Genomic DNA, 12,646 nt, shown 5'->3' with positions numbered 1-12,646 from the left:
AGCGACGTCCGACCGTTAAAGCGTGCACCGGTGGCCGCCGATAGGTTGGGCCAGAGGGCCGTTTCCGGCTGCCCGTTCCCCGAATCCGGACGATCACGACTCCACCTCATGCGCCTGTTCAAGCTGCTCCTGACCCTCGCGGTCGCCACCGTCGCGCTGATTCCGGCCGCCGGGACCGCCCAGGCCGCCGAGCCGGGCGTCAACGTCGCCTCGGTCAGCCACGACGCCATCGCCGAGGGCCTGGCGACCGGCGCCAAGACGATCCGGATCTTCGCCTCGTGGGCCGACCTGGCGCCCCACAGCGCCGCGGACTACCCCGCGGGCGGCCAGTCCGCCAACTACGACGCCGCGATCAGGCAGATCAACGCGGCCGGCGCGCAGCCGATCTTCGTCGTGCTCAACACGCCGTCGTGGGCGAGCGGCTCCAACGACCCGCTGGTCCCGCCGACCGACCCCCAGACGTACGCCGACTTCATGAAGGCCTTCGTCGCGCACAACAAGAACGTCGGCACGGTCGCGGGCTACGAGATCTGGAACGAGCCGGACGAGACCGCGTTCTGGCACCCGACGCCGGACGTCGGGCGCTACACGGCGCTGCTGAAGGCCGCCTACGCCGCGGTCAAGTCGGCCGACCCGAGCGCGACGGTCGTCACCGGCCCGACCACGGGCAACAACTACTCCTGGATCCAGCAGCTCTACGCCAACGGCGCGGGCGGCAACTTCGACGTCGTCTCGGTCCACACCGACACCGCGTGCCTGGACCGCGGGCCCGACGCGTTCTACCGCGACCCGGGCGGGCAGCTGGCGCAGTACACGTTCCTGGGCTACCGCTCGGTGCACGACGTGATGGCCGCCAACGGCGACGGCGGCAAGCCGATCTGGATGTCCGAGCTCGGCTGGTCCTCGACCGCCGGCGGCCCGACGTCCTGCACGCGCGGGCAGTGGACCGGCCAGAAGCCGTCCGGCGTCACCGAGGCCGCCCAGGCCCAGTACCTGACGCAGGCCTACGCGTGCCTCGCCAACGACTCCTACGTGCAGAAGGCCGACTGGTTCACGCTGCGCGACATGTCGAACCAGAGCGTCGACGAGCTCAACCACTACGGGTTGGTCCACACCGACGGCTCGCCGAAGCCGGACCTGTCCGCGTTCCGCGCGGTCGCGGCCGCCAACGGCGGCGGGGCGGCCCAGTGCGGCGACTTCGACGCGCCGTCGATCCGGATCATCAAGCCGACGCAGGGCCAGCAGTTCGTCGACAAGCTGGACCTCAGCGCCGCGGCGACCGACACGGGCGTCGGCATCGCGCGCATCACGTTCTCCTACGACAACCAGCCGGCCGAGATCCGCAACTTCACGGCCAACCTGCTCAACAACACGCCGGTCGGCCTGGCGCCGTGGCAGGGCAGCGGCGCGCTGGCGCTCGGCCCGCACACGATCACGGTCACCGCGCTGGACAGGAACGGCAACACGTCGACCGCCAGCGTCCAGGTGACCAAGGTCGCGCTGACCGCGCTGAGGGCGACGCTGGTCCCGGCGGTCAAGTTCAAGTCGGCGAAGGTCAAGTGCACCAAGAAGCGCGTGTGCTCGATCGGCGGCTCGATGTCGCGTGCCGCGGCGGCCAAGGCGGGCGCCGCGGTCCCGTCGCTGGGCGGCAAGGTGTCCGTCGAGTGGCAGTTCCGCAACAAGAAGAAGAAGTGGCGCAAGCTCATCGGCGGCCTGAAGCCCGCGAACAAGGCCTTCACCTTCAAGGCCAGGTTGAAGTACAAGGGCAGGTGGCGCGTGCGCGTCGTCTACCAGGGCCAGGCGCCGTGGAAGAAGGTCACGTCGAAGTGGATGACCTTCACGGTGAAGTAGGCCCGCGGTAGCGTCCCGCCCCATGACGCGTTCTGCTGTCGTCGTGGGTGCGGGCGTGCTGGGCTCGTCGGTCGCCGATCGCCTCGCGCGGTCGGGGTGGTCGGTGCGGCACGTCGAGGCGCTGGCGCCCGGGCACGTCCGGTCCGGGAGCGGCGACGAGTCGCGGCTGATCCGCGCGTCGCACGGTGCCGACGCGCTGCACACGCGGATGTCGCGGCGCGCGCTGGAGCTGTGGCGCGAGCTGGACCCGGCGCTGGTCGCGCCCGCGGGCGTCGCGTGGTTCGCGCGGCGCGAGGACGGATGGGAGGCCGACAGCGAGGCGACGCTGACCGCGTGCGGCGTGCCGTGCGAGCGGGTCGATCCCGAGTTCCTGTTCCCGAGCGTCCGGACCGACGACCTCGCGTTCACGCTGCTGGAGCCGGAGGCGGGGATCCTGCACGCGCGGGTGGCCTGCCGCGCGCTGGCCGACCGCGCGGTCGCGGCGGGCGCCGAGCGGATCCGGGCGGTGGCGCGGCCCGACGGGGAGCGCGTCGTGCTCGACGACGGGCGCGTGCTCGAGGCCGACGTCGTCGTCTGGGCCTGCGGCGCCTGGATGCCGGCGCTGTTCGGCGACGTGCTGTCGCTGCGGATCACCCAGCAGGACGTCTTCTACTTCGCGGCCCCGGGCGCGTGGGCGACGCCGGGTGTGCCGGGCTGGGTCGACTACGACGGCGCCGCCTACGGGCTCGGCGACCTCGACGGCCGCGGGCTGAAGGTCGCGCCCGACGTCGACGGGCCGCCGTTCGACGCCGAGACGGGCGAGCGCCGCGTCCACCCGGAGCACGAGCGCTTCGCCCGCGAGTACCTGGCGCATCGCTTCCCGGCGCTGGCCGGCACGCCGCTGATCGGCGCGCGCACGTGCCAGTACGAGATCACCGAGGACACGTGGTTCGTCGCGGCGCCGCACCCGGAGCACGGCGCGCGCGTGTGGCTGCTCGGCGGCGGGTCCGGGCACGCGTTCAAGCACGGCCCGGCGCTCGGCGAGCGGATGGAGGCCTGGATCACCGGCGCGGAGGCCGCCGAGCCCCGGTTCGGCCTCGGCCCGCGGTCGGCCGACACCTCGCTGCGCACGATCGGCGAGCTGTGAGACAGCGCTCCAGGTCCCGGATGTACGCGTGCGGACATGGGCTTCAGGACCTGGGCGGAGCGGCCGATGCAGGAGATCAGAAGGCAGGGGCACGGACGCCTCAGGATCGGAAGCCGCCGCCTTTCCTGGGCAAGAACGCCATGCGCTTGCCGGCTCCCTACGACCCCTCCCGGTCGCAGGGAGCCGCGAGCCGCTCCGCTTCGCTCTAGGCCGCCACGGGCGTCTTCGCGAGGCGGTAGCGCAGGTGCGTCACGCCGGTGCCGACCGTGACCTCGGGGTCGCTCAGCGCGATCTGCTGGAGGTCCTCGCCGGGGAAGAAGCGCTGGCCGCTGCCAAGCAGCACCGGCGCCACGTTGACGCTGATCTCGTCCAGCAGCCCCGCGTCGAGGCACTGGCGCACGGTCGTCGGCGTGGCGATCGCGACGTCCTTGTCGCCCGCGGCCTCCTTCGCCAGCGCGACGGCGCGCTCGATGCCGCCCTCGGTGACGAAGTTGATGTTCGGCGCCGCGTCCTCCCAGCCGGCCGGGACCGAGTGGGTGACGATGAACACCGGGACGCCCGTCGGGTGCGCGCCGCCCCAGCCCTCGGCCAGGTCGAAGTAGCGGCGGCCGCCGACGACCGCGCCGAGGCGGCTCATGACGTCGCGCAGCAGCTGCGCCGTGGCGGCGGAGGTCCTGAACGGCAGGCCGGGCGCGACCTCGGTGTCGCCGGCCCAGTACCAGCCGGTCAGCGCGTCGATCTGGTCGTCCGGCGTCGCGATGAAGCCGTCGAGCGACATCGCCATGTCGGCGATCACGGTCTGGGGCTTGGGGGAGGAGGAGGTGTGGTTGGTCATGGGCGGCATGCTCGGGCCGGTGGCGCGGCGGTACATCGGCCAGGTGGCCGAGATGCGGCAGGATGGTGGCCGGATGGGGACGACGCCGGTGTATCGGACGGCTCTGGTCGGGCGCGTGGCGGAGCGCGCGGCGCTGGCCCACGCGCTGGGCGGCGGCGACGACGCTGCTGCCCGGCTCGTCACGCTCGCGGGGCCGGGCGGGGCGGGCAAGACGCGGCTGGCGGCCGATGCGGCGGCGGCGTGGGACGGCGATGTCGCGTGGGTCGAGCTGGCGGCGGTCGCGGAGGGCGAGCGTGTGGTGAGCGCCGTGACCGACGCGACGGGCGTCCTGGTCGACGGCGTCCTCGGGCCCGTCCGGTCGCTGGTCGCCGGGCTGGCCGAGCGGCGGCTGCTGTTGTGCATGGACAACGCGGAGCAGGTCGTCGACGCGGTCGCGGCGGTCGCCGACGCGTTGTTGTCGTCCTGCCCGGAGGTGACGCTGCTCGTCACGAGCCGCGAGCCGCTCGACGTGCCCGGCGAGACGGTCCAGCGCGTCGGCGCGCTGGCGCCCGACGAGGCGTTCGCGCTGTTCGTCGCGCGGGGCGGGGACGCCCGGCCGGACCTCGCCCGCAGCGACGCGGACGCCGCGGCGATCCGCTCGCTCTGCGGGCGGCTGGACGGCCTGCCGCTCGCGCTCGAGCTCGCCGCCGCCTGGCTGCGGACGCTGACGCCCGCGCAGATCGACGCCGGCCTCGACGACCGCTTCGCGCTGCTCACCCGTGGTCCGCGCGGGGCGGCCGCCCGCCACGCGACGCTCGCCGCCTCGATCGACTGGAGCCACGACCTCCTCGCCGAGCCTGAGCGCACGCTGCTGCGCCGCCTCTCGGTCTTCGCCGGCCCCTTCGACGCCGTCGCGGCGGCGGCGGTCAACGCCGATCCGTCGCCCGCCGCGCTGGCGCGGCTGGTCGACCAGTCGCTGGTCGTCCCGGGCGGCGTGCCGGGCGAGCACCGGCTGCTGGAGTCGGTCCGGGAGTACGCGGGCACGCGGCTGCGTGAGGCGGGTGAGGAGGAGGTGACGCGCGACCGCCACCTCGCGCACCTGCTGGCGGAGGTGCGCGCGGCCGCGCCGCTGCTCGACCGCGACCGCGATGCCTGGCGCGAGCGGCTCGGTGCCCGCGCCGGCGACCTCCGGGCCGCGCTCGCGTGGGGGCTGCGGGACGGAGAGCGTGCGCAACGCGGGCGTGAGCTCGCGGCCGAGCTGCCGTGGCTGTGGCACATCGCGGGCCGCGGCCACGAGGGGATCACGACGCTCGGCCGCGCGCTGGCGCTCGCACCGGACGACCGCTCGCTGCTGCAGGCACGGCTGCTCGTCGGCGTCGCGCTCGTCGCCGACACCGCCGACCCGCTCGACCTCGAGTACGACGCCGCCCAGCGCGGGCTGGCGCTGGCCACCGAGCACGGCGACGACCGGCTGCGCGGGCTGTGCCTGCTGCTCTCCGGCGTCGGGCTGCTGTACACCGACTTGAAGGGCTCGCGGGTCGCCGCCGACGCGGCGGCGGAGCTCGGCGCGCAGACCGGCGACGCGTTCGTCGCGCACGCCGCGGTCGTGCTCCGGGGGATCCTGCACGCGCTGCGCGACGAGCATGATGTAGCGGATGCCCTGCTCGCCCGCGGCGCTGAGGGCCTCCTGCAGCTCGGCGAGCGCGGCGTCGCGTCGACGGCGCTCGGTGTCCGCGCCCAGAGCGCGCTGCTGCGCGCCGACCTGCCCGCCGCGCTCGCGCACGCCCGCGCCGCCGCGGAGGTCGCCGAGCCATTGGCCGAGGCCCACCGCGTCGGCGCCGCGCGCTCGGCGCTGGCGCTCGTGGAGCTGGCGGCCGGCGACGCCGAGGCGGCGCGCGCCGCGCTGGCGTCGGTCGTCCGGCTCGTCGACCGTGGCGGCAACGCGCTGTTCGTCCCCGGCCTCGCGCGTGCGCGCGGGATGCTGGCGCTCGTCGCGGGCGACGCCGCCGAGGCCGTCCGCTGGCTGGCCGGCGAGGCGCGCCTGCCCGGCGACGCGCCCGACACCTACCTCGCCGCCGCGGCGCTCCCGCCGCTGGCCGCCGCGCAGGCGGCGGTCGGCCAGGACGACGCGGCGCACGCCACCGCGGCCCGCGCGCTCTCCGGCGGGCGGGCGATCGCGCTGCCGCGCGTCGTCGCCGATGCGCTGGAGCAGCAGGGCTGGCTGGCGCACGAGGCCGGCGACGACGACGCCGCGATCGCGTGCCACCAGCGGGCGCTCGCGCTGCGCGTCGAGCACGGCCTCGACGGCCCGGCCACCGACTCGCTGGAGGCGCTCGGGTTGTTGATGGTGTCGACCGAGCGCCCCGACATGGCGGCGCGCGTCCTGGCCGCCGCGGCGCGCGAGCGCGTCCGGACCGGCCTCGTCCCGACCCTCCCGCCGCACCGCGCCGCGGCGATCGCGACCGCCCGCGCCGCGGTCGCCGGCGAGGACCCCGGCGACCTGGACCGGCCCGCCGCCGTCGCCTACGTCCGCCGCACCTGGGGCCCGCGCCGCCGCCCCGGCACCGGCTGGGGCGCGCTGACGCCGACCGAGCGCGAAGTTGTCCGTCTTGCGGTCGAGGGTCTCAACAACCCGCAGATCGGCGGCAAGTTGTACATGTCGCGCTCGACGGTCAAGACGCACCTGTCGCACGCGTTCGCCAAGGTCGGCGTCGCGAACCGGACCGAGCTGGCCGCCGCCGCGCCGCCGGACCTCGGCGATCCCGCGGCTACTCCGTCGCGCTGAACTCGGCGATCGCGATCGCCATCATGATCAGCCCGAGCACCAGGACCATCGCCGCCTCGAGCAGCGACGGCAGGTGCCAGCCGAACCACGTCACGCCCGGGTCGAGCGTCCTGCGCGCCGCCGCGGAGATGTCGAGGTGGTTGAAGACCAGGCGCCGCATCGGGTCGACCGCGTAGGTCAGCGGGTCGATCCGGTTCAGCACGGCCAGCCACTGCGGCAGGCCCGACACGGGGTACAACGCGCCCGACAGGAAGAACATGGGCATGACGATCATCTGCATGACGCCCATGAACGACTGCATCTGCTTGATCCGGATCGCGATCATCACGCCGAACGCGGTCACGGTGTAGGCCAACAACAACTGCAGGCCGAAGACGCCGAGGATCAGCAGCGGGTCGTACGGGACGTGCACGAGGCCGGCGAGCGCGAGGACGATCACGCCCTGGAACGACGCGACGGTCGCGCCGCCGAGGCACTTGCCGACGACGATCGACGAGCGCCGGATCGGCGCCACCATCATCTCGCGCAGGAACCCGAACTCGCGGTCCCAGACGATCGAGGCGGCGGAGAACATCGCGGTGAACATCACCGAGATGCAGAGGATGCCGGGGTAGATGAAGGTCTTGAGGTCGACGCCGTGCGACGACGCGGCGCTCAGCGTCTGGAGTCCGGAGCCGAGGACGAACAGGAACAGCAGCGGCTGGACGAGCGACGTGACGATCCGCATGCGGTCGTTGGCGAAGCGGATCAGCTCACGCCTCCACACGATCTTGATCGCGCGGTACTCCGAGCGCCACGAGCGCGCCGGGACGCGGACCGCGACGGTCTCGGGGATCAGCGTGTCGGCGGTGGTCGCGCTCATCGCCGGCCTCCCGCCATCGCGCGCATCATGTGGCGGTTGCGCTCTGAGGCGCCGCCGCCGGTCTCGGCGTCGCGGATCGTCGAGCCGGTGTAGGTCATGAACACGTCGTCGAGCGTGGGGCGGGAGACCGAGACGGCGGTGATCGGCACCTGCAGCTCCTCGAACAGCCGCGGGACGAACTCCTCGCCGGACTCGACGAAGAACGTGACGTGGCCCTCGGAGGTGCTCGCCTCCAGGCCGAAGCGTTCCTGTAGCTGTTGGGTGGCGGCGGCGTCGTCGGCGGTCCCGAGCGTGACCCGGTCCTTGCCGACGCTGGCCTTCAGCGCGTGCGGCGTGTCGAGGACGACGATCTGCCCGCGGTCCATGATCGCGATGCGGTCGCAGAACTCCGCCTCGTCCATGTAGTGCGTGGTCATGAAGATCGTCGTCTCCTCGGTCTTCTGCAGCGCGCGGATGTAGCGCCAGATCGAGGCGCGGGTCTGAGGGTCGAGGCCGATCGTCGGCTCGTCGAGGAACAGCACGCGCGGGGAGTGCATCAGGCCGCGTGCGATCTCCAGGCGCCGGCGCATGCCGCCCGAGAACGTCATCACGGTGTCCCTGCGCCGGTCGAAGAGGTCGACCATTCGGAGCATCTGCTCCATCCGCGCCGGGACGACCTTCGGGTCGATCCCGTACAGCTCCGCGTGCAGGCGGAGGTTCTGCTCGGCGGTCAGGTAGCCGTCGAGCGTCTGGTCCTGGAAGACCAGGCCGATGTGGCGGCGGACGTCGTCCCGCTCGGTGGCGACGTCGTGGCCGCCGACGCGGGCGCTGCCGGACGACGGCTTCAGCAGCGTGCAGAGCATGTTGATGGTCGTGCTCTTGCCGGCGCCGTTGGGTCCGAGGAAGCCGAAGACCTCGCCGGGAGCGACGGAGAACGAGACGCCGCGGACGGCCGCGATCTCGCCGAAGGACTTCTTGAGGTCCCTGACGTCGATGGCGAGCGGCTGGGGAGGGGAGAGGGGTCCTGACATTGCCGCGCATCGTAATGCTTCAGTCACTGTAAGTCTAGGGCGTCTGAACTGTTATAATGGAAGGTGCATGGACACCACGGAGCTGCCCGGTCGGCGCGAGCGCAAGAAGCGCGCGACCCGCGACGCGATCTTCATCGCCGCGCGCACGTTGTTCATGAAGAAGGGCTACGACGCGGTGACGGTCGCCGAGATCGCCGAGGCCGCCGACGTCTCCGAGAAGACGGTGTTCAACCACTTCGCGACCAAGGAGGACCTCGCGCTGGCCGGCGGCGAGGAGCGGCTGGCGAGGACGGTCGAGGGGCTCAAGCACCGGTTCCCGGACGAGTCGGTCGTCGAGGTCTTCCGCCGCACGACCGCCGCGATCATCGACGCGATCGAGGTCGACCCGGTCGACCAGATCCTGGCGGTCCCGCGGATGGTCCGCGGGTCGAAGGCGCTGCAGGACCGGATGCTCGTCGCCTGGGAGCGCGAGGCGGCGACGCTGACGCCGGCGATCGCCGAGGCCGCGGGGGTTCCCGAGGACGACCTCGTGGCGGCCACCGTGGCCCGGTCGCTGGCGTGGACCAACCGCTTGATCTTCCGGGCGGCCTTCACCGCGTTGCTGGCTGGTGAGGACCAGAAAGCGGTCGCGGCCCGCCTCCGGGTGGAAGCGGACCGCGCCTACGACCAGCTGTCGCATGGGATGGCGGACTACGGGGTCCGCCGCTAGGGCCTACGGGCCCTTGTAGACGACCGGGCCAACGACGCCGGTCGAGGTGGTGACGGCGGCGCCGACGGCCAGGCAGAACGTGCTGGACGTGCAGGAGACGCCGTTGAGCGTGGCGTTGCTGGAGATCCCGGGCCTCGTGATCGACTGCAGCGACCAGGCCGTGCCGTTGTAGCCGGCGGCCTCGGGCAGGACGACGCCGGTGCTGTCGGTGTAGCCGCCGACGGCGACGCAGCCGGCGCTGCTGGTCGTGTAGCAGGAGACGTCGGACAGGGCCGCGCTGGTCGCGCCGCTCGGGTCGGCGACGGTCCTCTGCGACCAGGCCGTCCCGTTCCAGTGCTCGGCGAGCGCGTGCTGGACGGCCGACGAGTCGGTGTAGTTGCCGACGGCGACACAGGCGGTCGAGGTGGTGCAGGAGACGCCGTCGAGCTCGAGCTGCGAGGCGCCGGACGGGACGATCTCGGTCTGGAAGGTCCAGGAGGTGCCGTTGTAGCGCTCGATCAGCGCCGAGGTCCTGGACGACGTCGTGTACGTGCCGACCGCGGTGCAGGCGGTGGTCGAGGTGCAGGAGACGTCCGACAGCGTGGAGCTGGTCGTCCCGGACGGGAGCGTCATCGACTGGATGCCCCAGGAGCTGCCGGTCCAGTGCTCGATCAGCGCGTTGGTCGAGGTCGAGGTCGAGTACTGGCCGACCGAGAAGCAGGACGTCGAGCCGGGGCAGGCCGTGCCGTCGAGCTCGGAGAACGTGGAGCTGGCGGGGACCGCCGAGGTCGACGCCGAGAACGACGTCCCGTTGAACGACTCCTCGTGCGGGGCCGGGGGCGTCGGGCTGAAGTCCGTGCCGGCGGCGAAGCAGAGGGTCGAGGAGTTGCAGCCGACGCCGTCGAGCTCGGAGGTCGCCGAGTTCGGGGTGATCGTGGTGAGCGAGCCGGTGTACTTCTGGACGTAGGCTCGTGTCGTCGTGCCAGACTGCGGGCCGACCATCAGGCAGAACGTCGTCGAGGTGCACGCGACACCCGTGAGCTGCGCGGTGTTCGCCGGCGGCGTGCCGGACGTCACCGTCCAGGCAGCCTGGGCACTCGACGCACCGATCGCACACGCCGCCGCGACGGCTGCAAGGACAGAGAACTTCGATGTTCTGAGCATGGCCGGGGGCACCCTCCTCGCTTGGCGCGCCCGGAGTCAATGTCACACCATTGCCACTTGGCTTCTCAGGTCCGCGACCGAGCCGCTGTCCGGGGTGTCCGAGATCGCACAGGCTGCCTGAAGACCTAGCCGATCGTCGTGGTTCCTTCGGCTGATGGCCTGGTTTCCTGTCCGGCCAGAACGGGCCCCGCCGGGTCCGCGGGAGAACCAGGGGAGACTCGTCCATGTTCGCTTCGTCGCTGTCGCGGCGCGCCATCGTCTGCGCCGCCGCGGCCCTCATCGTCCTGCCGGCCGCCGCCGGCACCGCCTCGGCGGCGCCCGCGTTGCCTGACGGGTGCACGCTCGGTACGGCGCGCGTGGTGACGTGCACCTACGCGTCGACCGGCGCCGAGCAGACGTTCGCGGTCCCGGACGGCGTCGCGTCGATCGACGTGCACGCGACGGGTGGCCACGGCGGCCAGTACCCCGGGATCGCGAGCGGTGGGGCGGCCGGTGCGGTCGAGGTCGACGGCCTCGCGGTCACGCCGGGCGCCACGCTCTACGTCGAGGTCGGCGGCGTGGGCGTCCCCGCCCCGTGCGGAGGCCGGCAGACGCCGGGCGGCTGGAACGGTGGCGGCGCGGGCGGCGACGATGCGTGGGGGATGAACTGCACCAACAAGAGGATCAACCCGAGCCCGGGCTTCAGCGGCGGCGGCGCGACCGACCTCCGAACGACTGCCCGCGGGTCCGGCGTCCCGCTCACCGGCGACCCTGCGACCGATCCGCGTCTCCTCGTCGCGGCCGGCGGTGGCGGCGCGGCCCACGCGGTCCAGCAGGCCGGCGGCGCCGGCGGCGTCCCGTCGGCCGACCCGCTCGCCAACGGCGCCGGGACGGACGGGGCGACGCTGCAGGGGATCTGCAACGGCACGACCGAGCAGTGCCACTACGGCGGCTACGGGGCGACGCTGACCGCGGCAGGCGCCGGCGGGCAGCTCGCGGCCGGCCCCGGCGCGGCCGGGCAGGGCGGCGGCGGCCAGCTCGTGGACCTCAACGGCGGCTTCTACTACAGCGGCGGCGGTGGTGGCGGCGGGTGGTTTGGCGGCGGCGGTGGCGGTAGCGAGGGCGCGGCGGGCGGGATCGGCGCGGGTGGCGGCGGGTCCGACATGGTCCCGGCCGGCGGCACCGTGCTCGCCCAGACCCTCGACGACCCGGGCATGACCATCACCTACGCCTTGCCTGCGGACGTGACGGCGCCGAGCGTCACGATCACCAGCCCGGCCGACGGCGCGTCGTTCGTCGCCGGGACCGCGGTGACCGCCGACTACGCCTGCGAGGACGACGACACCGGCGTCGCGACCTGCGCCGGGCCGGTCGCCGACGGCGCTGCGGTCGACACGACCGCGCCGGGCACGCACGCGTTCACGGTGAACGCGACCGACGCGGCGGGCAACAGGACGACCAAGACGGTGCACTACTCCGTGACGGCCGCGCCGGACACCGGCACGGGGACGACCGACACGAGCACGGGGACGACGACGTCGACCACGACGTCCACGCCGCCGCCCGCGCCCGTCGCCGGCGCCGGCACCACCCCGCCGCCGGTCCCCATGCCGCCCCGCGCGGCGTTCAGCCGCGGGAGCACCGCGAAGGTCGCGCCGTCCAAGACGAGCCTCATCCATGTCGCCGGCGTGACGGCGACCTGCCCCACCGGCGGCGGGTCCTGCCGCATCGCCGAGCGGCTGGTCCTGACGATCAGGCGCGCCGGGCACAGGACCCAGAAGGTCACGCTCACCCACGCCGCGACCGTCGCGACCGGAACCGCGACGAGGCTCCTCGTCCGCCTTCCCGCCTCGATCCGCCACCTCCTGGGCCACGGCACGACCATCACCGCCTCGGCGACGCTGACCGCCACGAACACCGGCGGCACGACCACGACCACCCGGACCTTCGGGATCACGGCGAGGCGCTGACCGGAGCCCAGAACATCGGGGCCGTACGATCCTGGTGATGCGCCTGATCGTCGCCCGCTGTGACGCAGGCACGTCGTCCGGTCGCCAAGCGGTTCGGTGGCCGGCGAGCCGAGCAGCCCGGCGACCGAGAGCGCGGCTCGCAGACCGTCGACGTTGCTGAACGACCATGAACGTGATGATCAAGTGATAGGGGTTGGCCACCTGGTGCTTGAACCACGTGGATTGACGCAGCGGCTGTCCTTCATCCCGCGCCCAGTCGCAACCCACGTCGTTGTCGGCACCGTGCTACGGGAACCACGCTGAGGGTGGATCGAGCGGCCGCCTCGGCGACCGCGGCTCAGCCGATCAGTGCCGCTCACCGTTGGGATCGCGCCCGATCCCGGCGGCAGGCAAGTGC

General features: G+C 73.3%; 9 protein-coding genes. 5 read left to right on the top strand and 4 right to left on the bottom strand.

Going from position 1 to position 12,646, the window contains the following annotated elements; translation table 11 throughout:
- The first annotated feature begins 108 nt into the window (after positions 1-108).
- Positions 109-1,851 carry an Ig-like domain-containing protein gene (locus H030_RS0100255; protein ID WP_027004630.1) on the top strand — a complete coding sequence of 581 codons (1,743 nt, stop codon included), beginning with the start codon at positions 109-111 and terminating at the stop codon, positions 1,849-1,851.
- A gap of 22 nt (positions 1,852-1,873) precedes the next feature.
- Complete coding sequence (locus H030_RS0100250) at positions 1,874-2,977, top strand: NAD(P)/FAD-dependent oxidoreductase (RefSeq protein WP_081690395.1); 1,104 nt, start codon at positions 1,874-1,876, stop codon at positions 2,975-2,977.
- Positions 2,978-3,182: 205 nt separating this feature from the next.
- Here H030_RS0100250 and H030_RS0100245 read toward each other — a convergent pair whose 3' ends face one another.
- On the bottom strand, positions 3,183-3,812 hold the full coding sequence (locus tag H030_RS0100245) for a dihydrofolate reductase family protein (RefSeq protein WP_051221337.1): 630 nt from the start codon (positions 3,810-3,812) through the stop codon (positions 3,183-3,185).
- Here H030_RS0100245 and H030_RS28090 point away from each other — a divergent pair.
- A complete protein-coding gene (locus tag H030_RS28090) occupies positions 3,760-6,576 on the top strand; it encodes a helix-turn-helix transcriptional regulator (protein ID WP_155891745.1) in 2,817 nt (938 codons plus the stop codon). The two genes, H030_RS0100245 and H030_RS28090, sit on opposite strands and share 53 nt — an antisense overlap.
- Here H030_RS28090 and H030_RS0100235 read toward each other — a convergent pair.
- Complete coding sequence (locus H030_RS0100235; protein WP_027004627.1) at positions 6,560-7,438, bottom strand: ABC transporter permease; 879 nt, start codon at positions 7,436-7,438, stop codon at positions 6,560-6,562. The two genes, H030_RS28090 and H030_RS0100235, sit on opposite strands and share 17 nt — an antisense overlap.
- Positions 7,435-8,448: a daunorubicin resistance protein DrrA family ABC transporter ATP-binding protein gene (locus tag H030_RS28085; RefSeq protein ID WP_035125678.1), complete on the bottom strand. Its 1,014-nt coding sequence runs from the start codon at positions 8,446-8,448 to the stop codon at positions 7,435-7,437. Before H030_RS28085 ends, H030_RS0100235 begins: the two co-directional genes overlap by 4 nt.
- A gap of 67 nt (positions 8,449-8,515) precedes the next feature.
- On the opposite strand from H030_RS28085, the gene H030_RS28080 reads away from it, so the two are divergent.
- Entirely contained in the window at positions 8,516-9,157 is a 642-nt protein-coding gene (locus H030_RS28080; RefSeq protein ID WP_035125677.1) for a TetR/AcrR family transcriptional regulator, read from the top strand.
- Between the two features lie 3 nt (positions 9,158-9,160).
- On the opposite strand, the gene H030_RS28075 is transcribed toward H030_RS28080, so the two are convergent.
- Entirely contained in the window at positions 9,161-10,213 is a 1,053-nt protein-coding gene (locus tag H030_RS28075) for a hypothetical protein (protein ID WP_035125676.1), read from the bottom strand.
- A 311-nt stretch (positions 10,214-10,524) separates the two neighbouring features.
- Between H030_RS28075 and H030_RS35935 the strand changes: the two genes are divergently transcribed.
- Entirely contained in the window at positions 10,525-12,249 is a 1,725-nt protein-coding gene (locus H030_RS35935; protein WP_051221335.1) for a glycine-rich protein, read from the top strand.
- Positions 12,250-12,646 lie beyond the last annotated feature (397 nt).

Origin of the sequence: Conexibacter woesei Iso977N, assembly GCF_000424625.1 — a bacterium.
Classification (GTDB): domain Bacteria; phylum Actinomycetota; class Thermoleophilia; order Solirubrobacterales; family Solirubrobacteraceae; genus Baekduia; species Baekduia woesei_A.
Note: the sequence above shows the minus strand (reverse complement) of the source record. Positions and strands in the feature narration are given on the sequence as shown.